Genomic DNA, 23,835 nt, shown 5'->3' with positions numbered 1-23,835 from the left:
CGTTCACAGATACGAGTCACAGGTGGCGATGGGTGATCTCTCTCATTACATCTGTTGGCGATTTGAAATGGAGGGTTGTCGATTGTCTTTTTTATTTACATCTCTACCCTTGCTCTATTTAGGGACTAGGTTAACCATACAGAGGTATGGTCGAACGGAGTGATTTTGCGCGGCTTTTTCAGCAGTAGACTTTGATGCGATGCCCTCTTCAAAGAGGTTACTGATATCAATATGGCAGGTGTTCTATAAGTTACCGACTTCGCCTCTTAGGTTTGTTTTGCTGCCACGATGGCTACGTGGGATGAGACAGGTCTGACGGCTATGCTATGTCAGGAGTCATAAAAGTCGACTGATATGGTGGTCCCTTCTGCTGAAGGTAAGGTGGTGTTGACGCCTTTCACTAGCGGCATTCATTCGATGGCCACACTTCAATTCGTTCATTTGACGAGCCGATATGTAGTAAATACTCAGAGTGCTTGCTCGCTTTCATTCTAATTCAGACGTAACAAAATTCAGTTGCTGCTGCATTCCGGTAATCGAAATTCAGCGCCCTATTCTCTCGGTAATGCAGAGCTTCATATTAGCGAACAGCTAACCTGCGCTGGCTCGTTTTGCTTTAAGGCTTGCTCTGCTATGGCATTTTTATTGCCCTGCTATAATCGGGCTGTTTTGTTGCTCCAGGCTCTAGCCGATGAAGCATTCAAGGCTGGCTCGTAGTACCCCCCTTATCATTGGCTTCTTCTCTTGGATTAAGATGACTCTTTATTTAAAGCCGCCCCTTTAATGCGAACCCTTTAATACGGACCCTTAGAGCCGATACTTAATGCATCTACTATTTTTGATCTCCACTTATATCGTCGCGATTAGTGATCAAAGCTCTTAACTCGGCTGACTATGTTTCACGTGAAGCACTATCGATGATACGAGATGTGGATAGTTTTTCTTGATCTCATAGTGGCGCTTCGTCAGTCAGCAATCGAATACATTAGTTGGCTAGCCTGTTCGATGAGTGTTGTTTGTAACGAGTCTATAGGGGGCGTTATAGGGTGATGAGTTGGCTCAGGTCAATGTTTGATATTAGTCTGCTGAGGCGTGGTAGTCAGTGCAGGAAAACGGTGAAAGAGTGTGTTCGACTAAACAAGTCGTCTAGTATCAAAGGGGCATCATTAACCCCAAGTGATCTGGTTGAGCTTGAGTATAAATGGATTGGCTGTGCTGACTTGAGTACATTGATTTAGGCTAATCATTGAAGATGATGGAGGGGTTAAATCGGAGCGTGCGTTTCAGGGGCATCGCGTTGAATGTCTATTGAGTGATTAGCTTATCGAAAGATTATAAGTACACTGCCGGGCTTTAGATGGAGTGCTGATAGTGATGCATCAGGCTGTCCTGTGACACTGATATTATCGGATTCAGTGGATCTTTGTGATGCCGACCTAGCCTCATTGAGCATCGTTGAGTGAATCAACTTTTGCTGGGGCATTCCATAGAGGCACGACGACAGTTTATTTTTTCGCTTCGATGCGTTGACCGGTATGTTATCCCTAGTTAATTTAGTACGCCATGAGATGTTTGGTTCACTGCTTTATTCGAAGCTTTTATTCGGAGCTTTTATTTAGAGCTTTATACGCTGCTTCATTAATCGGTTGTCTGCTCTTGAGGTAGGTTAAAGTAGATTGTAAAAAAGCGTTCTCGATATAGATCAGTTGAGATTGCCTAGGGGTCATAACCTCGAACCTCACATTCCGAACATTCCCAATTCTTAATACGCATAACCGAGCGATTGGGTCCCGTTAAATGGGTTGGTTTATTCAGGGCTGTATTCTAATTAAGCGTCACCACCGTTAGTGATGTTCATCGTGGATTGGTGGTAATTGAATACTGGCGCTTATATTGTAGCGATTACTCAGGGGTTGTTTTTCTATCTCATTGTCACTGAGTTGAGCATCAAAAACGTGTTGACGTTGCGATTCTGCCCTAGCGTATCTGCAGTGTTCGTGTTGCGAATAATCTTTAGAACTTTGTGATTGAGCTTCAGGGGAAAGAGGTGTTCGCTTGGTGTAACGATCTGGCTGCTGTGTTCAATAACGGCTCTTAAACTCCGATAGCAAAGATAACCATTACTTTTGTAATATGCTTAACCGGCACTGTTCTAATGTGCTTACTGTTTTTATGCTTGAGCGGTTATTGAGGGTCAGGGGTTCGCGCTGGTGCTAATGTTGAATGGCTTCAGCGACGCTTAGATCTGAAACCCATACGCTAGAGTGAACCGTTCAGTCATCTCACAATTTGCATTTTGGCTGTCTGTTTTTTCACGGGAGGCTGTTCGAAAGATGGCCGATTCAATTAACGGTGGTTGACGAGTTGGGTGATATTTTCTACGCGCTTAGCTCAGTTTTTTCTGATCTAGCTTCTGTTTTATTCTGCGTTGCTCGGTGTATTGTTCTCAGTATTTCTCGAAGTATCTAATTTAAGTATCCATCTAAGTATTTCTCTAAGCATGGTTGTCAAAGATGAGTCCATTCTTGTTCAGCGCTGCGTAGATTTTACGTGCGGTTTTACTCAAACGATTGATTTCACCTAGTGTCGGTATGTGTTCATGAAGGAGGTCAGCCTCTATTTCTTCGAGCTGAGTATCGAGATAATCCAACAGTTTCTTGGCGCAGCCGGTACAGGGGCCGTTACATAATCGCTCTACCGGCGTATCGAAAGGGATCTCTGTGCGGATCTCTGCTATCAGTGCTCGCATCGCTATTTGAGTGTTAGGTTTGTTGACCATGCCTCAATGTTCCACGTGAAACGTTTAGTCTTCGGTTATGTTGTTAGCGTAGATGATATGTAAAGCGGCGGCTTCAAGGTCATCGACAATAACGGTGCTCTCCGGTATCCCGCCTTTGGCGATGGTGCGTTCGCCTTTGCCGGTGCGAACTAAAATCGGTGGGCAGCCGGCTTCAATCGAGGCCTCTAAATCGCGCAACGAGTCGCCAACCGTATAAACATAGGCCGGGTTGATATCTGGATAGCAGCTCAAGATATGCTGATAAAGCCCTGGCTTTGGCTTACGGCAATAGCAATTATCATCTGGCGAATGGGGACAGAATTCTATTTTGGTAATGCGTCCGCCCTGCTCTTCAATTAGTTGAACCATTTTTTGATGCATTCGGTGAAGTTCGGTAATATCGAAATAGCCCCGCGCCAGGCCAGACTGATTCGTGGCGATACAAACATCAAAGCCGGCTTGAGTGAGTCGAGCGATCGCTTCGATACTGCCGGGTAATGGTTGCCACTCTTCTGCGGATTTGATGTAGTTGTCGGAATCATAATTGATGACGCCGTCCCGATCTAAGATAACTAACTTGTTCACGATCTGATTAATCTCACTGCTATCGATGTAAAAATAGATATAAAAAAGCCGGTTTAATAACCGGCTTTTTTGACTGTGCTAAGTGACTTGCGCTTTAGCTAAGCGTGTTTAGCTAAGGGCTGAGATATCGGCAACGCCGAGGAACAGGTTGCGCAATTGTTTAAGCAGAGCCAAGCGGTTATTTCTAACTGCTTCATCATCCGCCATTACCATGACTTCGTCAAAGAACTTGTCGACTACCGGACGTAGCTCGGCAAGTTGCTCCAGCACTTCTTTGAAGTTGCCTTGAGTAAAGAGTGGCGCAAGTTGAATGCTCTTCTCTGCAACGGCAGAGGCCAGCGCTTTCTCGGCATCTTCGTGCAGTAGTGCGTCAGAGACGTTGTCGGCAACGTCAGTCGTTTGCTTGCTCAAGATGTTGGATACACGCTTATTGGCTGCAGCAAGCGCGCCAGCTTCGTTCAGCGTACGGAAATGGCTTACCGCTTGTACTCGCTGATTGAACTCCAGTGGTCGAGTTGGGCGCAGTGCGTGAACCGCCAAGTAAGCCTCAATCGCAATCCCTTCATCGTCATACCAAGCGCGGAATCGTTCTAGCATGAAGTCAGTGATGCGTGCCACTAATCCCTCTTGTGCGGGTAGATCTCGATAGTTATCGGCGGCTACCTGAATCAGATCTTCTAGATCAAGATTGAGTTGGCGCTCAACAATAATACGCAAAACACCTAGGGATGCACGACGAAGCGCGAACGGATCTTTCGAACCTGTTGGCGGTTGATTGATGCCGAATAGGCCGGTCAGCGTGTCGAGACGATCGGCCAATGCAACCGCGATACCTGGTTCGCTCTGAGGCAGTTCATCGCCAGCGAAGCGTGGCATGTATTGCTCGTTTTGTGCTAGAGCAACGCCTTCATCTTCACCATCATTCAGCGCATAGTGGTAGCCCATTAAGCCTTGAAGGTCGGTAAATTCGTAGACCATATCGGTCATCAAATCCGTTTTCGCCAGCATGGCGGCGCGTTCGGCCTTCGCTTGATCTTGTCCTAGTTGAGCGGCAATGTGCTTAGCCAAAACCGCAACGCGAACGGCTTTGTCATGTAGGGTGCCAAGCTCTTTTTGGAAAACGATCGATTTTAAATCGTCGATGCGTGATTCAAGCGTGCGCTTTTTATCGGTCTCGAAGAAGAACGCCGCATCCGCTAAGCGTGGTCGAATCACCTTCTCGTTGCCAGAAATAACCTGCGCGGGGTCGGTCGATTCGATATTGGCGATGGTGATAAAGAAAGGCATCAACTGACCATTGTTGTCAGTCAGGTGGAAATACTTCTGATGTTCTTTCATCGATGAGATCAATGCTTCAGCAGGCACATCGAGGAAACGCTCATCGAAGCGTCCGGTGAGCGCTACCGGCCACTCGTTCAAAGCCGTGACTTCGTCTAGCAGTGCTTCATCAATTTGTGCTATCCCCTGAACAGCCTCTCCTTCAGCTTCAACCTGTGCGCGAATCTTTTCACGGCGTTCATCGAAATCGGCGATGACCATGCCCACACTTTCGAGGTTTTCCAGGTATTCGCTAGCTTGATTCAGTTCAATCTGCTGATTGTAATGGAAGCGATGCCCGCGAGTATTACGGCCTGCTTTTAAGCCCAGAATCTCGCATTCGATAACCTGATCGCCCATGAGCATGACTAACCACTTCACGGGTCGAACGAATTCCGTGTGTGATGCACCCCAACGCATCCGCTTAGGAATGGGAAGTTTGCTCAGCGCATGTTCGATAATCGCAGGCAGCTCATTGGCAATGGCTTTGGCCGGCAGTGAGCGGCTAAAGCACATTTTGCCGTCGATCTCTTCGAGGTTTTCTACCTCGGTGCCGCACTTACGAGCAAAGCCCAATAGCGCTTTAGAGGGGGCACCCTGCTCATCAAATGCGATGCGTGCTGGCGGGCCTTGCATTTGAAACGTGCTGCTAGGGATTTCGTCAGTGAGGCTGTTGATGAGTACAGCAAGGCGACGAGGTGCGGCATAGGAGTGAACCGTTGTGCCATTAAATAGCGCATCAGCTTGCTTGCCAAATAGTTCTTTAATGCCGCCGATGATCTCTTTTTCCAATGCGGCAGATAATGTCTTCAGCGCTTTAGGGGGGAGCTCTTCGGTGCCCAGTTCGAACAGGAAGTCCTGACGGTTAACGGAATCGGTCATTACTTACTCTCCTCTTCGCAGGCGGCTAAAACTTCGTTACGAATACTTTCTTCGGCCAGTGGGAAGCCAAGCCCTTTACGGGTATTGAAATAGGCCTGTGCAACGCCGCGCGCCAAGGTGCGTACTCGAAGGATGTAGCGTTGACGTTCGGTGACAGAGATCGCATGGCGAGCATCGAGCAGGTTGAATGTATGCGAGGCTTTCAATACTTGCTCATAGGCCGGTAACGGTAGCGGTGTGTCCAGTGCTAGTAACTTGTTACATTCGGCTTCGTGATGATCGAAGCTTTTAAACAGTTGTGGCACATCGGCGTGTTCGAAGTTATACGTTGATTGTTCAACTTCGTTTTGATGGAATACGTCGCCGTAGGTCACCGGGCTGCCGTCTGGGTTGTATGACCAAACCAGATCGTACACGCTATCGACATCTTGCAGATACATCGCAATACGTTCTAGGCCGTAAGTGATCTCACCGGTAACAGGGTAGCATTCAAGACCGCCCGCTTGCTGGAAATAGGTAAACTGTGTGACTTCCATGCCGTTGAGCCAAACTTCCCAGCCCAGTCCCCAAGCACCTAGTGTTGGCGATTCCCAGTTGTCTTCTACAAAACGGACATCATGCACATTCAAGTCTAGGCCCATTCGCTCTAGTGAGCCGAGGTAGAGTTCCTGAAGGTTGTCAGGTGATGGCTTCATCACTACCTGGAATTGATAGTAATGCTGTAGGCGGTTTGGGTTCTCACCATAGCGTCCGTCAGTGGGGCGACGGCTCGGTTGCACGTATGCGGAGTTCCATGTTTCGGGACCGATAGCGCGCAGAAAAGTTGATGGATGGAAGGTGCCTGCGCCAACTTCCATATCCAGTGGTTGCACTACTACACAGCCCTGCTCTGACCAATACTCTTGCAGTGCCAGGATCAGCCCTTGAAAGGTGCTGGCATCCGGTCTCGCTTTATCTGTCACTGAGATCACCATTATGAATCTGTTTGTACAAAAATAGAGCGAAATTATACACGAATTACTAACAGTAAGAGCGCTCTGTTAGTGCATTAGCGCTGTTTTTTCTGCGCAGACTGGTCGGTGTTAGTCATTTGTTCAGTGGGCATTATATAATTGATTCATGATCATCTGTTTTAGCGGCGATGATTTTTCAATTCATTATGTTGTTGTATAGAAGGGTTTCACGTGAAACATCTCAAAGGTTGGCTTTCTGTCGCTGTGTTATATCTGCTTGCTATGCTTCCTTTTTCGTTGGCGCAAAAGGTGGGCGAATGGGTCGGCTTACGCGCTTATCGGAAACAAGGAAAAAGCTATCGAATCACGCAAGCGAACATCAACTTATGTTTCTCTGAATTGGAGAGTGCCGCGCAAGATCAGCTGGTGAAAGAAAGCTTATTGGAAACCGGCAAGCTCGCGGGCGAGATGGGTATGGCTTGGATGTGGAGCCCAGATCGTGTGATTAAGAAAATTCACGCGGTGCATAATGAGCAGATTATGACTCAGGCGGTAGCGGCGGGTAGAGGGGTGATCCTCATCGCACCTCACTTAGGTAACTGGGAGGTCTTGGGGCTGTATTTGAGTATTCATTATCCCCTCACCTCTATGTATCGTCCGCCGAAGATTGAGCTGATGGATCGGTTGATTAAAAAGCAGCGCGCTCGGATGGGATCGAAACTTGCTCCGGCCAACATCAAGGGGGTGCGTATGGCGATGAAAGCGCTCAAGGCCGGCGAAGTGTTAGGCGTGTTGCCCGATCAAGAAGCCGATAAAGGCAGCGGGGTTTTTGTCCCCTTCTTTGGTCAAGATGCTTATTCGATGAAACTGTTGCCACAATTGGCTGCACAAACGGGGGCCGTGGTGGTGGCTGCTTATGCGCAACGTTTACCTAATGCTGAAGGCTTTGAGATTTTCTTCGCTAATGTCTCCGAGGATATAAATAGCAAGGATCTAACGGTATCGGCCACGGCCATGAATGCCGCGGTAGAACAATGTGTGCGTCAAGTGCCTGAGCAATATCAGTGGGAATATAAGCGATTTCAACATCGCTCGGATGGCTCTCGATTGTATTGAAGAGTGGCTGTGTGAGAGTTAAAAAAGGGGCCTATATTGAGCCCCTTTTTTATTCGAAGGGTTAGCGCTTCCAGAAAGAAGGCGTGAATAAAACCAGTAATGTAAATACCTCTAAGCGTCCTAGCAGCATGGCAAAGGTGAGCACCCATTTAGCGGGCTCGTTAAGATCGCCGTAATGCGTTTCGACTGCGCCAAGACCGGGGCCGAGGTTGTTGAGTGTTGCGCCAACAGCCGACCACGCGGTTACTTGATCGAGTCCTGTCCCGAGCAGAATAATCAGCATCACAATAAAGACGATTAGGTAGACTGAAAAGAATCCCCAAACAGCCTCCAGGATTCTATCGGGAATAGGATCTCGACCCAGCTTAACGGGTATCACTGCGTTTGGATGTATCAGTCGTTTTATCTCTCGGTGCCCTTGCTTCAAGATCAGTAAGACGCGGATGACTTTCATACCGCCGCCCGTTGATGCCGCACAGCCTCCGGCAAAGGCCGCCATGAACAGTAAAAAAGGTAACATGACCGGCCATTTTGCAAAGTCGGCTGTCGCAAAGCCGGTGGTCGTGGCAATTGAAACGACTTCAAAAATGGCTTTACGAATCGATTCGCCCGGCGGATAGGTGCTTGTGGTCATCAGTACCACGGCTGAAAGACAGGTAATACTGAAGAGAATCGTTAGGTAGAGCTTGAACTCTGGGTCTTTGAAATAATGGCTAAGTGTACGCTGACGCCAAGCAAAAAAATGTAAGCCAAAGTTGACCGCCGACATGACCATGAAAAACGTACAGATCGCTTCAATTAATGGGCTATCGAAGTAGCCGATACTGGCATCGTGGGTTGAGAAACCACCGATGGCGACGGTAGAAAAGCTATGACTAATGGCATCAAATACGGTCATGCCGGCTAGCCAGTAACCGACAGCACAGGCGACGGTGAGCGATAGATAGATATACCAGAGGGCTTTAGCTGTTTCTGTAATACGGGGGGTGAGCTTTCTATCTTTGACGGGGCCCGGGGTTTCGGCGCGGTATAACTGCATGCCACCGATACCGAGCATTGGCAGGATGGCAACGGCCAAGACGATAATACCCATACCGCCGAGCCATTGAAGTTGCTGCCGGTAAAAAAGGATCGATTCAGGTAGCGCATCAATACCGGTTATGACGGTGGCGCCGGTGGTAGTGAGCCCTGAGAGTGATTCAAAGACCGAATCAACAACCGATAATCCTGGGTCGTGTGACAGCATAAACGGAATGGCACCAAACAACCCAAGTACCACCCAGAATAATACGGTAATCAGAAAGCCATCTCGAGTACGTAGGTCTTCTCTCACCCGATAAACCGGCGCCCAGATCACGAAGCCGGTCAGCAGTGTGATGATAAAACCAAAAATAAAGGCTGAATGAGAGCCGTCCTGATAACCATAGGATATCGCGAGCGGTGGCAGCATAGTGATGCTGAATATCATCAGCAGTAGGCCGAGAATTCGGAGAATTACCCTGTAATGCATTATTGTCTCCGATCAGAAAAAGCCAAGGCCGACTTGGAATAGACGTTCGACTTCACTGATCTTACGTTTATCAACCAAGAACAGAATAACATGATCACCATTTTCGACGATGATGTTGTCGTGCGCGATGAGAAATTGATCATTACGGACGATGGCGCCGATGGTGGTGCCGGTGGGGAGATCAATATCTTCTATCGCCTTGCCAACCACCTTTGACGTACGTTTATCACCGTGCGCGACGGCTTCAAGCGCCTCTGCTGCACCGCGACGCAGAGAGTGGACGGCAGCCACATCACCACGGCGAACGTGTGTTAAGAGGCTGCCAATCGTTGTTTGTTGCGGCGAAATCGCAATGTCGATCACCCCACCCTGCACTAGATCAACATAGGCAGGGTTATTAATCAGTGTCATCACGGTGCGTGCGCCGAGGCGTTTAGCGAGCATTGAGGCCATGATATTGGCTTCATCATCGTTCGTTAGCGCGCAAAAAACATCGGTGTCTTCTATATTTTCTTCAAGCAAAAGTTCTTTATCGGAGGCGCTACCCTGCAAGACGATGGTGCTATCGAGTCGTTTGGCGAGGCTATTACAGCGGCGAATGTCGCGCTCAATAATTTTGACCTGATATTTAGCTTCGATATTTTGCGCTAGGCGGGCTCCAATATTGCCGCCCCCAGCAATAATAATTCGTTTATAGGGACGATCGAGTCGGCGCAGTTCGCTCATCACTGAGCGAATATCTTTTTTGGCTGCGATAAAGAAGACTTCATCATCGGCCTCTATGACGGTTTCACCCTTCGGAATAATAGGCCGATCTTTGCGAAAAATAGCCGCAACGCGGGTTTGCACGGCAGGCATATGCGCACGAAGATAGGATATTTCGCGGCCTACCAGCGGGCCGCCGTAGTAAGCCTTAACGGCCACTAACTGAGCAATACCATCGGTAAAATCGAGCACCTGAAGTGCGCCGGGGTGTTCGATTAAGCGCCTTACATGCTTGGTGACTAGCTCTTCGGGACTGATTAAGACATCGATTGGAATGGATTTGTCGGTGAAAATTGCTTTGTTTTTGAGCAGGTAATCATGTTCTCGAACGCGCGCAATCTTGGTCGGGGTGTTATACAGGGTCTGCGCGATCTGACAAGCGATCATATTAACTTCATCGCTATTAGTGACGGCGATCAGCATATCCGCATCGCGAGCCCCAGCTTGTTCGAGAATAGACGGATGCGAGGCTTTGCCTTCGACGGTACTGATGTCTAGGCGATCCTGAAGCTCTCTGAGTCGGCTAAAGTCAGTATCAACAATGGTGATGTCATTCGCTTCGCTGGCTAAATTTTCAGCCAATGTGGCACCGACCTGGCCTGCTCCAAGAATAATAATTTTCATATATTAATAACTCTCCGATCAGTTGGCAGGGATCACCTGTCCTAACTCTGATCTTTTAAAAGTACTGCATAATAAAAGCCATCATGTCCCTGCGGCTGTGGAAAAAGCTGACGGCCAAATGGTCGTTCTATGCCCCACTCTGCGACGATTGGGAGGTGACATGCATCTGCGTGTGCTTTGGTAAAGCGTTCTACCACCCGTTCATTTTCCTGAGGAAACACTGAGCAGGTAGCATACAGTAGTCGACCGCTAGGTTTTAGCAGTTTCCAGCAATTTTCTAAAATAGATAGTTGTATCTCGGTTAGCGTTTTAATGTCTTCGCTTTGACGTAAGTGTTTGATATCTGGGTTGCGGCGGATAACGCCTGCTGCTGAGCAGGGGGCATCAACCAAAATGCGATCGTATTGAGCGCCATCCCACCAAGTATGGCTGGCGGCATCGTCAATAATGACGTCGGCATCTAGGTTAAGCCGTAGTAGGTTTTCCTGAATTCTTGATGCGCGGCTCTCTTCAAGCTCGATTGCGGTCACATGAGCCAGATCTGGCTCATGTTCAAGGATATGACAAAGCTTACCCCCAGGGGCGGCGCAGGCATCTAACACGCGTTGGCCGGGCTGAAGATCGAGTAATGTGCTGCTCAGTTGAGCGGCTTCATCTTGAACGCTGACAAAACCGTATTCAAAGCCGGGTAGTATCGAGACGTCCACCGGTGACGCCAATTGAATGCCGACGTTGGAATAAGGCGTCGCGGATGCTGCTATATCGGCATCATGCAGTTGTTGCAGGTAGGCTTCGCGGTTGGTTTTGCGTTTATTAATCCGCAGTGTCATCGGTGGCTGCTGATTATTTTGCGTGACAACCTCTTGCCATTGATCGGGCCAATTATGCTGTAGCTTGGCGATCATCCACTGAGGGTGATTATAACGAAACTCAGGTTGCTCAGATAATTGTTCAAAGAGTGTGTCCTGTTCCCGTTGTAAGGTGCGTAGCAATGCATTAAGCAACCCTTTCGCCCAGCCTTTATTGAGTTGGGCTGCCGCTTCCACTGTTTCGCTGATGGCTGCGTGGGCCGGTACTCGCATCTCTAATAGCTGATAGAAGCCGAGTAATACCAGAGCGTATAGGTCTTGATCTTGAGGTTTGAAGGGCTTTTTAAGTAGCTTATCGGCTAAACAGGCGAGCTTAGGTAGCGAGCGCATGGTGCCATAACATAGCTGCTGTAGCAGTGCTCGGTCATTCTCATGGCAGTGCTGCAGCGCCCGAGGAAGCGCGGTGTTCAGCGACTCTTTACGTCCAATAACCGGCCCCAAGGCGCGAGCGGCAATCGCGCGAATATTCATTTAGCCAGACCCAATACAGTGCCGTTGCTAAATAATTCTTTTTTCGAGTTGAGCACCGCGCTAGTGTCCATCGCTTTACTGCCAGGCAGTTGAATCTTGAGGAGCCTGACGGTGCCTTTGCCAGTCGCCACCATAATCGCTTTTTTGTCGCAGCCGATCACGCTGCCGGGAGTCGCGGTACTGGTTTCAGCGGTGGCTTCGGCATACCACACGCGCAGGGTTTCACCATTAAGGGTCGTGAAAGCAACGGGCCAAGGAGACAGGCCTTTAACATGTCGCGCGATATCATTGGCCGATGCTTGCCAGTCGATTAAGCCTTCGGCTTTTTCTAGTTTATGCGCATAGCAAGCCTGACTATCGTCTTGAATCTCATGGGTAATGGTTTGATGACTAATGTCGGGTAGGCTGTCTAATAAAGCCTGTGCGCCAATGATGGCTAAGCGATCATGCAGTTCGCCGCTGGTGTCTGATGAGTGTATCGGACAGGTGCGCTTGAGGAGCATGGCACCAGTATCCAAGCCTTCATCCATTTGCATGATGGTGACGCCCGTTTCACTATCCCCTGCCAGTAATGAACGATGAATCGGAGCCGCTCCACGCCAGCGAGGTAATAACGAAGCATGGACGTTGATACAACCTAATCGAGGGGCTTCGAGCACGGCTTTGGGGAGTAATAAGCCGTACGCAACCACCACCATCAGGTCTGCCTGTAACGCTGCGAGCTGCTGACGGTCTTCGGCCTGTTTAAAGTTAAGCGGCTGATAAACGGCAAGGTTGTTTTCTAGGGCGACTTTTTTAACCGGACTCGGGGTGAGCTTTCGACCTCGCCCAGCAGGACGATCGGGCTGTGTATAGACGCCGATCACCTGATGACCCGCGTCAATAAGAGCTTGTAAGCTGGCGGCGGCAAAATCGGGAGTGCCGGCAAACAGGATGCGCAATGGTTTCGCTGTTTCGGACATGCTTCAGACCTTCTGTCGGTGAAGTTTATCCAATTTGCTGCGGATACGGTTACGTTTCAGTGGTGAGATATAATCGACAAATAGCTTGCCTTCAAGATGATCAATCTCATGCTGAATACAGACGGCTAATAGATCGTCTGCCTCTAAAGTGTATTCTTCACCCCGCTCATTCTGTGCGGTGAGACGAATTTTATTCGGCCGAACCACATCTTCGTAGAAGCCAGGCACCGATAAACAGCCCTCTTGCATACGTTCTGTTTCATCGGCTAGCACCTCTATCTGCGGATTAATCACCACGAGAGGGTTATCTTTCTCTTCAGAGGTATCTATAGTAATGATACGCTGATGAACATTAACCTGTGTTGCAGCTAGGCCGATACCGGGTGCGTCATACATGGTTTCAAACATATCTTTAACCAGCAGACGCAGTTCATCGTTAAATTCGGTAACCGGCGCAGCAATTGTGCGCAGGCGTGGATCAGGAAATTCGAGTATTGGAAGTAATGACATGGTCGCTTGAAAACAAAAAGGTTGAAAAAAGTGAGCGCTAGAATCAATAATCATTCTATTATACTGATATAGATACGCAATGTATTGTCGATACTGTTATAGACTTTCAAAAACATGGTGGTCTGGAGACAAGGATTAAACAATGAAACAACTGGTAGCAGGTTTACTCGGCGCTCTGATGGTATGTATTGCATTAATAGCGCCGGCTCAGGCCGATGTTCGCAAAGATACCCTCGCGTTACAGGAAAATTATCCGGCAACTTATGTCGTCGTTAAGGGCGATACACTTTGGGATATTTCTGGGATGTTCTTGAAGTCTCCATGGAAGTGGCCTCAGCTGTGGGGATACAATCAGCAGATTGATAACCCACACCTTATCTATCCCGGCGATATATTAACCTTGAAGTGGGTTGATGGGCAGCCTCGGCTTGTTGTTAATGATGGCATTATTCGTCTGAGCCCTAAAGCCAAGGTGACGCGGCTAAAAGATGCGATCCCCGCGATTCCTCTGAAGGATATCATCAGCTTTCTGTCCGATAACATAATCATGGATAGCGATGAACTAACCACGGCGCCATATATTGTCGGCGGCACCGCTCAGCGCATTGTTGCTGGGGCGGGTGATCGGGTTTATGCCCGAGGTGTATTGGTGGGTGATTATTCCCGACAGAATATTTATCGACCGGCGAAAGAGTACCTCGATCCGGTGACTAAAGAGCATCTCGGCTATGAGATGTTTAAGATCGGTGATGCGGTTGTTGCCAGCAAAAAAGGCGATATTATCTCGCTTGATCTGCGTAAAACACGCGAAGAAGTTTCGGCTCTCGATCGTGTTTATCCCAGCCCTAAAGAGTCTATTCAGTCGATTTTCTACCCTAAAGCTCCCGAAAATGATATTAATGGGCTGATTCTCTCGGTACTCAGGGGGGTTCGTCAGGCGGGTCAGTATGATGTTGTTGCCATTAACAAAGGGCAGCGAGAAGGGCTTGCACCGGGTCATGTACTGACTATCTTCCGTGCGGGTGAAGTATTGAAAGACCCGCTGACGAAGGAATTGATTAGCTTGCCGTCTGAAAAATCCGGTTTATTGATGGTTTTCAAGGCTTATGACAAGATCAGCTATGCTTTGATACTTAAAGCGACCGATGTCGTTTCTATCGGTGATGAGGTTCGTAATCCCGACTAAGGCCTATTTTTAACCTAAGGATGGACAAGGAGTGTCCATGCAAGATCATGTTAGGGAATGGATCGCCTTAGCAGAGCTGCCCGGTATTGGTGCCGGCGTGCTGTTAAGGTTGATACAGCAGTGTCAGCTTAATGCAGCAGTGGGATATCGTTCGCTATTTGAGGTGAGTGATGATCAACTTCGGTCGTTCAATCTTCCGGCAAAAACGTTTCACCATATCAAGGCATTTCAAGCCGGCACTTGGCCTGATGCCGACTATCTCCAGATTATTGAGCGCTGGTTAGAACAGCCTTTAAATCACCTGATATCGCTTACTGATGAAGACTATCCGGGGTTGCTCAAAGAGATTCCTGATGCCCCAGTATTGCTTTATGTCAGCGGTGATCCCAGTGTCTTACATCTGCCTCAATTAGCCATTGTCGGGAGTCGCTCTGCGAGTCGTAATGGTATCTCCTTGAGTGGGGCTTTTGCGCGAGACCTAACGGCAGCTGGAATGACGATTACCAGCGGCCTTGCTCGAGGCATTGATGGTGCAGCACATCGCGCAGCGGTATCACTATCTAAGCCAACGGTGGCGGTACTAGGGTCCGGTTTGATGACGATATACCCACGTCAGCATCAATCGTTAGCCGCTGAGATTATTGCGCACGGCGGCGCACTGGTGTCCGAGTATCCGTTAGAAATGCCGCCGTTAGCGTATAACTTTCCGCGCCGAAACCGCATTATCAGTGGCTTAAGTGCAGGAGTGTTGGTGATAGAGGCGGCTAGGCGGAGCGGTTCGTTGATTACTGCGCGAATGGCATTAGAGCAAGGCCGAGAAGTCTTTGCGCTCCCCGGCGCTCTGAACAACCCTCAAAGCCACGGTTGTCATGATCTTATTCGTGAAGGTGCGACATTAATTGAAACCAGTGCACAGATTATCGAGCCATTAGCCAGTTTGTTGGGGAGCTACTGTTATCATGAGCAACGTATTGAGCCGGAATGCATCAAACTGACTGATAGTGAGGCTCAGTTGCTCAATCAGATGGGCTATCAACTGGTGACTCTAGAGCAGTTAATTGAGCTAACCGGAATGCCTGCGGCAGCCCTACTTCCTCAGCTAGTCGCCATGGAATTAACGGGTTATATCGAAAATACGCTAGATGGTTATCAGCGACTGATCTAAATGACTTATCGGTACGTAAAAACCAGTCAATTTACGTGGTTGAAAGTTGTACAGTTTTAAGATACTTTGCCACGTTTTCCTACTAACTTCACACTATTGAAGGCGATCATGACTAAACCATTTGTTGCTATTCTTATGGGGTCCGACTCTGACCTGCCAACTATGAAGGCTGCGGCTGATGTGCTGCGTTCTCTCGAAGTCCCTTTCGAGATGAAAGTCAGCTCTGCACACCGTACACCAGTACAAACCCACGATTACGTCAAGGATGCGGATCAACGTGGTGCCGTTGCATTTATTTGTGCCGCCGGTATGGCCGCTCATTTGGCGGGTGCCGTGGCTGCGAATACCACTAAACCTGTGATTGGCGTGCCTATCGAATCATCTCTTGATGGCTTAGATGCGCTGCTGTCCACCGTACAGATGCCTGGAGGTATTCCGGTGGCGACTGTTGCAATCGGTAAAGCCGGCGCTAAAAATGCTGCTTACTTGGCTTCTCAGATCGTTGCGGTTCAAGATGCTGAGCTCGCTGAGCGAATTAAAGCGGAACGTCAAGCGAATACCGATGCGGTCATTGCCAAAGATAAGGCATTGCAAGAAAGACTGGCTAACGGCGAGATCTAATCGCAATGGGCTGGTGGCATATTCGTCAAGCAGTCAGGGCGATGCACCAAGGTGGTGTCATCGCCTATCCCACCGAAGCGGTATGGGGGCTCGGCTGCGACCCCTTCAATGAAGCCGCGGTTTATCGTTTATTGGCGATTAAGCGTCGCCCCGTTCACAAAGGTTTGATTTTGGTGGCCTCTTCGGTCGATCAAATCCGTCCTCTATTGGATAATCTTACGGCTGAAGATCAAGCGCGAGTGAGTGCTTCTTGGCCTGGCCCTGTGACGTGGTTATTACCCGATCCCGACAACCTTATTCCCTACTGGATTAAAGGAAATCATGCCTCTGTCGCAGTGAGAGTGAGTGATCACTATCAGGTTAAAAACCTTTGTGATAGCTTTGGATCGATGATCGTCTCTACTTCGGCTAATTACTCCGATCGCGTTGCTGCAAGGGATAAGTTGAAAGTAAGTATTCACTTTAAAGATAAGGTTGATGCTATTGTCCCCGGTGATCTAGGCGCTCTGAGTCGACCGACAAAAATTTACCGATTAGACAGTGATAAACCGGTAAGAAGTTAATTTAAACAATAGTGAGTATCCACTAACACTGTTGTTCTGGTAAAGGATAACATAATGTCAGCACCCGACATTAATGCAGTAAAAGAGTATTTGCTGAGCTTGCAGGATAGTATCTGCGCAGCGCTAGAACAGGCTGATGGTCTGGCCCGCTTCACAGAAGATAGTTGGCAGCGGGAAGCTGGCGGTGGGGGACGTACTCGAGTCATGGTGGAGGGTGCTGTTATTGAAAAAGGAGGGGTGAACTTTTCCCACGTATTTGGTGATAAGTTGCCGGGCTCTGCAACCGCGCATCGGCCTGAGCTAGCCGGTCGTAGCTTTCAGGCAATGGGCGTCTCTTTGGTTATTCATCCACATAATCCTTATGTACCGACCTCACATGCCAATGTGCGGTTTTTTATCGCCGAGAAAGAGGGTGAAGCGCCGGTGTGGTGGTTTGGCGGCGGCTTCGATCTCACGCCCTATTATGGCAATAAAGAGGATTGTCGCGCGTGGCATCAAGCGGCTAAAGATGCTTGTGATCCGTTTGGTGAGGATATTTATCCTCGCTATAAAGCTTGGTGCGATGAATACTTCTATCTTAAACATCGTGACGAGCCTCGAGGCATTGGTGGTCTGTTCTTCGATGATCTAAGCGAGCCGGATTTCGATAGCTGTTTTGCCCTCATGCAATCGATCGGTGATGCATACGCGCCGGCCTATTGTCCGATTGTCGAAAAACGTAAAAATACCCCCTATGGTGAGCCGCAAAGAGATTTTCAGCTGCATCGTCGAGGGCGTTATGTTGAATTTAATCTGGTGTTTGATCGGGGCACATTATTTGGTCTTCAATCCGGTGGCCGTACCGAATCTATCTTGATGTCGCTGCCCCCTGAAGTGCGTTGGGGCTATGATTGGAAACCTCAGCCTGATACCGAAGAAGCGCTGCTTTATAGTTATTATTTGCAGCCGCAAAACTGGTTAGAGGTGTCGCTATGACCGATCATTATGCGGTATTTGGAAACCCCATCAAACACTCTAAGTCGCCACTTATCCACAAGGCCTTTGCTCAGCAGACCCATCAAGATTTAGATTACCGTTCTGTACTGGTCGCTGAAGATGGCTTCAGCGAGGCTGTTGATAACTTTTTATCCACAGATGGAGATGGTAAAGGTCTGAATATTACCGTGCCATTCAAAGTTGAGGCATGGGAAAAAGCCGAGCGTCATTCCCCGCGTGCAAAGTTAGCCGGTGCCGTAAATACACTCTATCGTAATGCCGAGGGGCAATTGTGTGGCGATAATACCGATGGCTTGGGTTTGGTGGCCGATATCACTCGCAACAATGGCGGCGAGATAGAGGCTAAAGAGTTGCTAATCTTAGGCGCTGGAGGTGCGGTACGAGGCGTGCTGGAACCCATTTTAGCCCACCGCCCTGCTCGATTGGTAATCGCGAATCGTACGGTGGCTCGGGCGGAGGCGTTGGCAGAGCTCTTTAGTGATGTTGGTCACATTGACGTGTGTAGTTTTGAAGAGCTGCAAGGACAGCAGTTTGATCTCGTGATTAATGGCACAGCCGCTAGTTTGCAAGGTGAAGTTCCACTCCTGCCTGATGACCTTCTGCGCGAGGGGGCATGGTGTTATGACATGATGTATGCTGCACAGATCACGCCGTTTAATCACTGGGCTGAGGCTCACGGTGCGGCAAAAGCGATTGATGGTTTAGGCATGCTGGTTGAGCAAGCGGCAGAGTCGTTTGCGATATGGCGCGGTATACGTCCGGATACTTCCGAATTAATTCAAGAGCTTAGATATCAACTACTGGCTAAGTAATAACCAGTAAAATCGTTCCTTGCGCGGAGTTTCTCATCGGGTTATAACAGAAGAGTCAACTCCAGTCGCAGGAATGATCCGTTATGGAAAAAGAGACCCGCCTCTCCCCCGATCAGCTATATCGTCACTGCAACACAGAGTTGTTGCCCTTCAAAACCACCGAAACCTTAGAGCCCTACACCGGTTTTTTTGGTCAAGAACGTGCCGTCGAAGCGATGGAGTTCGGTATCGGTATGAAACGCCCCGGTTATAACATGTTTGTGATGGGCAACCCGCATACTGGACGTTTCTCATTCGCCATTGAAAGTATACGTGCCATCGCCAAGAAAGAGCTGAAGAAAACCAGCGACTGGTGTTACCTGAACAACCTTGAAGAGAATCGTAACCCCTTGGTGATTCAATTGCCGGCGGGTAAGGGTTGGGTCATCAAGCGCGATATCAAACATCTTATTGAGGGGATTCTGACCGAACTACCGGCTGCATTCGAGAGCCCTGCTTATCAACGTAAGAAAAGTAAGGTCGAACGGGATTTTAACCGACTTTATGATCAGGCCATTGAAAAAGTCGATAGCTTAGCCCGTGAACATAGCATCGCGGTCTATCGTGATGCAGGCAGTATCGGCTTTACTCCGGTATCGGAAGGTCAAGGGATGGATGAGGCCGCTTTTTCCCAGTTACCGGAAGATGTTCGTGATGAATTTACGCGGAATATTGCCAAGCTGGAAGAGTATCTCAATGAAGAGCTTGCCAATATGCCTAAGTGGCGCCGGGAAGCGGGCGATAAAATGAAAGTGCTGGATCGTGAAACCGCTCGTAATGCAGTGGCACCTCTGATTCAGCCGCTGCGTGAAAAATATCATAACTTCTCTGGCGTGTCGGATTATCTGAGTCAGCTGGAATCTAATCTGGTGAAAAATGCGTTGGATATTCTCGAAGAGGATAAGCCTAATGAGGCGCGTACCGACCTCGCGCGACGGCAGTATATGGAGAATACCTTCGGGGTTAATATGCTGGTGGATAATCAGAAAACCAAAGGTGCCCCGGTCGTTTTTGAAACTCACCCGACTTACGATAATCTCTTTGGTCGAATCGAATACAACTCAGAAATGGGTGCCTTGACGACTAACTTTCAGTTGATTCGTTCTGGAGCGCTGCATAGAGCGAATGGTGGTTATTTGGTGTTGGAATCCGAAAAGCTACTGGAACAGCCCTTTGTTTACGGTGCCTTGAAACGGGCCTTGAAATCCCATGAGATTCGCATTGAAAATCCCATGTCTGAAATGACAGGCATGGGGACGATCACGCTGGCCCCTCAATCGATTCCATTACATGTCAAAGTGGTGTTGATCGGTACTCGAGAAACCTACTACCTATTACAAGAACTGGATCATGATTTCGAAAAAATGTTTCGTGTCGTGGTGGATTTCGATGAAGATGTTAAGCGCGAACCGGCGACCATTCGTGGCTATGCGCGGTTGATGAAAACCCTCGCGGGTGAGGAGGGTTTAGCCCCTCTGAACCGTCAGGCGGTTGCCCGCTTAGTAGAGCATAGCTCGCGGTTGACAGAAGATCAGGAGTTATTATCCGCTCATGTTGGCGAACTGGTGGATCTGCTGTGTGAAGCCGATTACAAACGCATTCGTCAGAAAGACGAGATCATCAATGATCAGCACGTTGAGATGGCATTACAGGCGAAAGAGCGACGTACCAACCGTATCTCATCGAAGATTCTCGATAGTATTCTTAATCAAACGGTTTTGATCGATACCGATGGTGAGGCCTCAGGGCGTACCAACGGCTTAACGGTGTTGGGCGTTGGCGATGTCTCCTTTGGTTTTCCTGCGCGTATTACCGTGACGGTGCATCCGGGTAACCGAGGCATCGTCGATATCGAAAAAGAGGTGACGCTGGGTCAGCCGATTCACTCTAAAGGGGTACTGATTTTGTCTGGTTATCTGGGGCATAAGTATGCCAAGGATTTCCCGTTAACACTCTCTGCCAGCATCGCGCTAGAGCAATCCTACGGTTATGTTGATGGCGATAGTGCTTCGATGGCGGAAATCTGTACGCTGATCTCGGCGTTAACGGATATCCCGATCAAACAGCAGTTCGCGATCACCGGTTCGATCAATCAATACGGCGAAGTGCAAGCAATTGGCGGCGTCAATGAGAAAATCGAAGGCTTTTTCAATCTCTGTAAAACCCGTGGTCTCACCGGCACTCAGGGCGTGATTATTCCCAAAGCTAATATTCGTAACTTAATGCTCAAGCGTGAAGTCGTAGATGCGGTGGCGGAAGGTGAATTTAGTATCCACGGGGTTGCCACGGTGGATCAATGCCTTGAACTACTGATGGGAAGAAAGGCGGGTCAATTGAAGGAAGATGGCTCGTTTACTCAGCGTTCGGTGAATGCGCAGGTGGTAAAGCGGTTGCGAGAGCTCGCTAAGGCTAAGGCATAAGCAGGCAATATAGCGGTACTAGGCTTTTTGATTCTCTGGGTTTTTAATCGCTTGTAGACTCTTTTCTGCGGCTTGATAACCCAGAGATATCATTTCGCTGGCGCGATCAAATTCCAGCATGCCGCAGGCGTTTCGAGCTACTTCAATAAAGTAATCGGCTGGATAAGCGGCCAATTTTTGGCGTGCAATGGTGCTTTGCATCGCATCAAAGGCTTGGTTGGCGATATCGTAAGCATCTCTATCTTTAGACGGTGAAGCGGTACTTGGTTCTTTAAAGCTCTCTAAAAACTCAGCAATTTTGCTAGATAAGAAGGTTTTTTTAGCTTCCGAGATCCCCGTGTTGAGGGTAACCCTCTCTTTACCATTAACCTTGCCACCGAGATTAACTGCGATGGTTAAGTCTGTTGCATCATTGAACGTAGGCGCAATCGGAACTGGGTTTAAAACTCCGCCATCAATCAGCTCGATGCCTTTATATTGGAAGGGGGTAAATAGCAGTGGCAGCGAGATGGATGCTCGAATAGCATCGAATAATCGTCCAGAATTGATCCACACCTCTTTTTCATTGTTAATATCAGAGGCGACGGCGGTATAGTTGATAGGGAGATCTTCAATCATCACATCCCCGACCAGATTGGTGAGTGTATTAATGATTTTATCGCCCTTGACTAGACCACTTTTTTTCCATGATAGGTCCATGAACGTCACGATATCGACGGTGCGGATCGATTGCACCCAGGCTTCAAATTCATCCAGCTTGCCCGCCGCATAGATACCGCCAATTAATGCACCACTAGAACAACCTGAAATGGACGCAATCTTGAAGCCATGCTGTTCAAGCCAATGAATCACGCCGATGTGAGCGAGCCCACGCGCCCCTCCACTGCCTAATACGAGAGATATACTGGTGTGATTGCGTGTTTTCATATATCAATGACCCTACAGCCCAAGCATCAGAGCGTCTGACTTTCTTGCCACAGGAGTGATGGCCGTTTAGAGACCATCGATTCTGCGTTATCCTAGCAAGTGTCTAGCGATGTCCTTTTTTGAAGTGTGGTTGCGCTACTCACTGTACCCTTCCGCTAGATGTTTATCCTTCAGTTTCACATAGTTGCCAGCAGTATAGGTAAAGAAGTTAATCTCTTTCTCGGTGAGGGCTCTCACCTCTTTTACGGGGCGGCCAACATAGAGATGACCGCTTTTAAGCGTTTTTCCTGGCGGTACAAGGCTGCCCGCGCCGATGATGACTTCATCTTCTACGACCGCGCCATCCATCACCATGGCGCCCATGCCCACTAAGACTCGGTTGCCGATGGTGCAGCCGTGCAGCATCGCTTGATGACCGATAGTGACATCATCGCCTATCAATAGAGGAAAACCATCGGGGTTGAAGGGGCCAGCATGAGTGATATGTAGCACGGAACCGTCTTGCACACTGGTACGATTGCCGATCCGGATGCGGTGCATATCGCCTCGGATGACGGTTAATGGCCAGACTGACACATCGTCGCCCAGGATAACATCGCCCAAGACCACTGCGGTCGGATCGATAAAGCTGTTATTGCCTAGTTGTGGAGTGGTGTCCTGATAGCGGCGGATGGTCATCGATTTCTCTCCGTAAGCTGTTCTGATTGAGTTGTATCATAAACGCTGTGCTGTGATTGAAAAACCGCTAATGACGACCTCACTCCGAATAAATTGAAGTGATTGATGATAGGTGACGATATTGTCGGTTATTAGAAAAACAAAACCCCAGCTACAAGGCTGAGGTTTATCCGTTTGCTGACGCATCTTAGGCTGCGTTTTTAGGTCGCTTTGATTTCAATATTGCGAAAGCTGCTACGCGCTAATATCGCCGCGAGGAACAGGTGGGCATATGCTGCGATCTCCAGATACTCCTCCCAAAACTTGTTCTCGGTTAGGATCATCTGTTTATCAAAAACGGCCGCCATGATAAGCATTACGCCTGCCAAGATGATGTTGAGCATCATGGGTGAGAGCAGATAGAGTAGGATATTACGCAGGTAAAATTGGATATTGCGGAATATCTGAACCAGTATGAACAGTAATGGCAGGAACCAAATATATTGGCCCGGCTTGCCAAAGATCATATGGGCAAACTCTGGCCAGTCGGTTTTACGAATATCGAATTCGCGGAAGAAAAATGCCAAACAGATCCAAGCAAACATCCAAGCGGCATAGCGGGAACGGCACTGCAGCTGCTTACCAACGATAACCATATAAAAGCAGGTCAGTAATAGAATACTCACTTGCAGATTTTCCAGTACACCGTTCTCTTTATAGAGGGTGACCTGATCGTCTAAGCTATAAATAAAATAACCGGCAACGATAATCAGTAGCAGCCAAATAATCTGTAGGGTCTTACCATTAGCCAATAACAAGGCTGTACCTCCAACGCAAAAAAAACGAGCAATATTATCCTACGATTCGTAGCTTACCGCTAGATGTTTATCTTGCAGTTTCACATAGTTTTCAGCGCTATGGCTAAAGCCGTTAATCTCTTTCTCGGTGAGGGCTAGCACCTCTTTGACGGGGCGACTAACGCACCGATAGCCGCTTTTAAGGGGCTTCCCGGCGTGACTAAGCTATCGACACCGTTGTTATCAGGTGTAGCGGCCTTGATAGCGACGGATGCTCATCGGCTTGTCTCAGTGAGTGGTTCTGATGGA

Annotated in this window: 20 protein-coding genes; 8 read left to right on the top strand and 12 right to left on the bottom strand. The window is 48.6% G+C overall.

From position 1 onward, the window contains the following. Nucleotides 1-2,494: 2,494 nt before the first annotated feature. From Q4488_RS03100 to glyQ, 4 genes are all read right to left on the bottom strand, one after another. Nucleotides 2,495-2,779: a hypothetical protein gene (locus Q4488_RS03100; RefSeq protein ID WP_303578996.1), complete on the bottom strand. Its 285-nt coding sequence runs from the start codon at nucleotides 2,777-2,779 to the stop codon at nucleotides 2,495-2,497. Nucleotides 2,780-2,803: 24 nt separating this feature from the next. Next, entirely contained in the window at nucleotides 2,804-3,364 is a 561-nt protein-coding gene (gene gmhB / locus Q4488_RS03095; protein ID WP_303578995.1) for a D-glycero-beta-D-manno-heptose 1,7-bisphosphate 7-phosphatase, read from the bottom strand. A gap of 108 nt (nucleotides 3,365-3,472) precedes the next feature. Next, nucleotides 3,473-5,563, bottom strand: a complete 2,091-nt coding sequence (gene glyS / locus Q4488_RS03090) for a glycine--tRNA ligase subunit beta (RefSeq protein WP_303578994.1) — start codon at nucleotides 5,561-5,563, stop codon at nucleotides 3,473-3,475. Beyond that, on the bottom strand, nucleotides 5,563-6,537 hold the full coding sequence (glyQ, locus tag Q4488_RS03085) for a glycine--tRNA ligase subunit alpha (RefSeq protein ID WP_303578993.1): 975 nt from the start codon (nucleotides 6,535-6,537) through the stop codon (nucleotides 5,563-5,565). Before glyQ ends, glyS begins: the two co-directional genes overlap by 1 nt. A gap of 210 nt (nucleotides 6,538-6,747) precedes the next feature. Here glyQ and Q4488_RS03080 point away from each other — a divergent pair, with 210 nt between their 5' ends. Then, nucleotides 6,748-7,632, top strand: a complete 885-nt coding sequence (locus Q4488_RS03080; RefSeq protein ID WP_303578992.1) for a lysophospholipid acyltransferase family protein — start codon at nucleotides 6,748-6,750, stop codon at nucleotides 7,630-7,632. 61 nt (nucleotides 7,633-7,693) lie between these two features. Here Q4488_RS03080 and Q4488_RS03075 read toward each other — a convergent pair whose 3' ends face one another. From Q4488_RS03075 to def, 5 genes are read right to left on the bottom strand one after another with little or no spacing between them, the layout of a single operon-like run. After that, nucleotides 7,694-9,142, bottom strand: a complete 1,449-nt coding sequence (locus Q4488_RS03075; RefSeq protein WP_303578991.1) for a TrkH family potassium uptake protein — start codon at nucleotides 9,140-9,142, stop codon at nucleotides 7,694-7,696. Between the two features lie 12 nt (nucleotides 9,143-9,154). Then, nucleotides 9,155-10,531, bottom strand: a complete 1,377-nt coding sequence (trkA, locus tag Q4488_RS03070) for a Trk system potassium transporter TrkA (RefSeq protein ID WP_303578990.1) — start codon at nucleotides 10,529-10,531, stop codon at nucleotides 9,155-9,157. 41 nt (nucleotides 10,532-10,572) lie between these two features. Further along, nucleotides 10,573-11,871, bottom strand: coding sequence for a 16S rRNA (cytosine(967)-C(5))-methyltransferase RsmB (gene rsmB / locus Q4488_RS03065; RefSeq protein ID WP_303578989.1), 1,299 nt, complete (start codon nucleotides 11,869-11,871; stop codon nucleotides 10,573-10,575). Next, nucleotides 11,868-12,833 carry a methionyl-tRNA formyltransferase gene (fmt, locus tag Q4488_RS03060; protein WP_303578988.1) on the bottom strand — a complete coding sequence of 322 codons (966 nt, stop codon included), beginning with the start codon at nucleotides 12,831-12,833 and terminating at the stop codon, nucleotides 11,868-11,870. The genes rsmB and fmt overlap by 4 nt, the downstream gene beginning before the upstream one ends. Nucleotides 12,834-12,836: 3 nt before the next feature. Further along, on the bottom strand, nucleotides 12,837-13,343 hold the full coding sequence (def, locus tag Q4488_RS03055) for a peptide deformylase (RefSeq protein WP_303579084.1): 507 nt from the start codon (nucleotides 13,341-13,343) through the stop codon (nucleotides 12,837-12,839). A 142-nt stretch (nucleotides 13,344-13,485) separates the two neighbouring features. On the opposite strand from def, the gene Q4488_RS03050 reads away from it, so the two are divergent. The 7 genes from Q4488_RS03050 to Q4488_RS03020 all read left to right on the top strand — a co-directional run bounded on the left by Q4488_RS03050 (nucleotide 13,486) and on the right by Q4488_RS03020 (nucleotide 21,145). After that, nucleotides 13,486-14,529: a LysM peptidoglycan-binding domain-containing protein gene (locus Q4488_RS03050; RefSeq protein WP_303578987.1), complete on the top strand. Its 1,044-nt coding sequence runs from the start codon at nucleotides 13,486-13,488 to the stop codon at nucleotides 14,527-14,529. Nucleotides 14,530-14,566: 37 nt separating this feature from the next. After that, a complete protein-coding gene (dprA, locus tag Q4488_RS03045; RefSeq protein ID WP_303578986.1) occupies nucleotides 14,567-15,694 on the top strand; it encodes a DNA-processing protein DprA in 1,128 nt (375 codons plus the stop codon). A gap of 108 nt (nucleotides 15,695-15,802) precedes the next feature. After that, nucleotides 15,803-16,315 carry a 5-(carboxyamino)imidazole ribonucleotide mutase gene (gene purE / locus Q4488_RS03040; RefSeq protein WP_303578985.1) on the top strand — a complete coding sequence of 171 codons (513 nt, stop codon included), beginning with the start codon at nucleotides 15,803-15,805 and terminating at the stop codon, nucleotides 16,313-16,315. A gap of 41 nt (nucleotides 16,316-16,356) precedes the next feature. Next, nucleotides 16,357-16,878 (top strand): L-threonylcarbamoyladenylate synthase, encoded by a 522-nt coding sequence (locus tag Q4488_RS03035; protein WP_368411566.1) that lies wholly within the window; start codon nucleotides 16,357-16,359, stop codon nucleotides 16,876-16,878. A gap of 54 nt (nucleotides 16,879-16,932) precedes the next feature. Next, nucleotides 16,933-17,853, top strand: coding sequence for an oxygen-dependent coproporphyrinogen oxidase (gene hemF, locus Q4488_RS03030; RefSeq protein WP_303578983.1), 921 nt, complete (start codon nucleotides 16,933-16,935; stop codon nucleotides 17,851-17,853). Then, nucleotides 17,850-18,686 (top strand): shikimate dehydrogenase, encoded by an 837-nt coding sequence (gene aroE, locus Q4488_RS03025; RefSeq protein WP_303578982.1) that lies wholly within the window; start codon nucleotides 17,850-17,852, stop codon nucleotides 18,684-18,686. Before hemF ends, aroE begins: the two co-directional genes overlap by 4 nt. A gap of 83 nt (nucleotides 18,687-18,769) precedes the next feature. After that, nucleotides 18,770-21,145 (top strand): Lon protease family protein, encoded by a 2,376-nt coding sequence (locus Q4488_RS03020; RefSeq protein ID WP_303578981.1) that lies wholly within the window; start codon nucleotides 18,770-18,772, stop codon nucleotides 21,143-21,145. A gap of 18 nt (nucleotides 21,146-21,163) precedes the next feature. On the opposite strand, the gene Q4488_RS03015 is transcribed toward Q4488_RS03020, so the two are convergent. The 3 genes from Q4488_RS03015 to Q4488_RS03005 all read right to left on the bottom strand — a co-directional run bounded on the left by Q4488_RS03015 (nucleotide 21,164) and on the right by Q4488_RS03005 (nucleotide 23,547). Next, nucleotides 21,164-22,072 carry a patatin-like phospholipase family protein gene (locus tag Q4488_RS03015; RefSeq protein ID WP_303578980.1) on the bottom strand — a complete coding sequence of 303 codons (909 nt, stop codon included), beginning with the start codon at nucleotides 22,070-22,072 and terminating at the stop codon, nucleotides 21,164-21,166. Between the two features lie 135 nt (nucleotides 22,073-22,207). Next, the gene (locus Q4488_RS03010; protein WP_303578979.1) at nucleotides 22,208-22,750 is read right to left on the bottom strand and encodes a gamma carbonic anhydrase family protein; all 543 of its coding nucleotides are present in this window, start codon (nucleotides 22,748-22,750) and stop codon (nucleotides 22,208-22,210) included. Between the two features lie 200 nt (nucleotides 22,751-22,950). Continuing rightward, complete coding sequence (locus Q4488_RS03005) at nucleotides 22,951-23,547, bottom strand: hypothetical protein (protein ID WP_303578978.1); 597 nt, start codon at nucleotides 23,545-23,547, stop codon at nucleotides 22,951-22,953. Nucleotides 23,548-23,835 lie beyond the last annotated feature (288 nt).

Origin of the sequence: Amphritea sp. 1_MG-2023, from assembly GCF_030547545.1 — a bacterium.
Taxonomy (GTDB): domain Bacteria; phylum Pseudomonadota; class Gammaproteobacteria; order Pseudomonadales; family Balneatricaceae; genus Amphritea.
Note: the sequence above shows the minus strand (reverse complement) of the source record. Positions and strands in the feature narration are given on the sequence as shown.

Coding starts and splice junctions, on each gene's coding strand:
- Q4488_RS03100 (WP_303578996.1), bottom strand. CDS start 2,779: ATGGTCAACAAACCTAACACTCAAATAGCGATGCGAGCACTGATAGCA.
- glyS (WP_303578994.1), bottom strand. CDS start 5,563: ATGACCGATTCCGTTAACCGTCAGGACTTCCTGTTCGAACTGGGCACC.
- glyQ (WP_303578993.1), bottom strand. CDS start 6,537: ATGGTGATCTCAGTGACAGATAAAGCGAGACCGGATGCCAGCACCTTT.
- Q4488_RS03075 (WP_303578991.1), bottom strand. CDS start 9,142: ATGCATTACAGGGTAATTCTCCGAATTCTCGGCCTACTGCTGATGATA.
- trkA (WP_303578990.1), bottom strand. CDS start 10,531: ATGAAAATTATTATTCTTGGAGCAGGCCAGGTCGGTGCCACATTGGCT.
- rsmB (WP_303578989.1), bottom strand. CDS start 11,871: ATGAATATTCGCGCGATTGCCGCTCGCGCCTTGGGGCCGGTTATTGGA.
- fmt (WP_303578988.1), bottom strand. CDS start 12,833: ATGTCCGAAACAGCGAAACCATTGCGCATCCTGTTTGCCGGCACTCCC.
- def (WP_303579084.1), bottom strand. CDS start 13,343: ATGTCATTACTTCCAATACTCGAATTTCCTGATCCACGCCTGCGCACA.
- Q4488_RS03050 (WP_303578987.1), top strand. CDS start 13,486: ATGAAACAACTGGTAGCAGGTTTACTCGGCGCTCTGATGGTATGTATT.
- dprA (WP_303578986.1), top strand. CDS start 14,567: ATGCAAGATCATGTTAGGGAATGGATCGCCTTAGCAGAGCTGCCCGGT.
- purE (WP_303578985.1), top strand. CDS start 15,803: ATGACTAAACCATTTGTTGCTATTCTTATGGGGTCCGACTCTGACCTG.
- Q4488_RS03035 (WP_368411566.1), top strand. CDS start 16,357: ATGCACCAAGGTGGTGTCATCGCCTATCCCACCGAAGCGGTATGGGGG.
- hemF (WP_303578983.1), top strand. CDS start 16,933: ATGTCAGCACCCGACATTAATGCAGTAAAAGAGTATTTGCTGAGCTTG.
- aroE (WP_303578982.1), top strand. CDS start 17,850: ATGACCGATCATTATGCGGTATTTGGAAACCCCATCAAACACTCTAAG.
- Q4488_RS03020 (WP_303578981.1), top strand. CDS start 18,770: ATGGAAAAAGAGACCCGCCTCTCCCCCGATCAGCTATATCGTCACTGC.
- Q4488_RS03015 (WP_303578980.1), bottom strand. CDS start 22,072: ATGAAAACACGCAATCACACCAGTATATCTCTCGTATTAGGCAGTGGA.
- Q4488_RS03010 (WP_303578979.1), bottom strand. CDS start 22,750: ATGACCATCCGCCGCTATCAGGACACCACTCCACAACTAGGCAATAAC.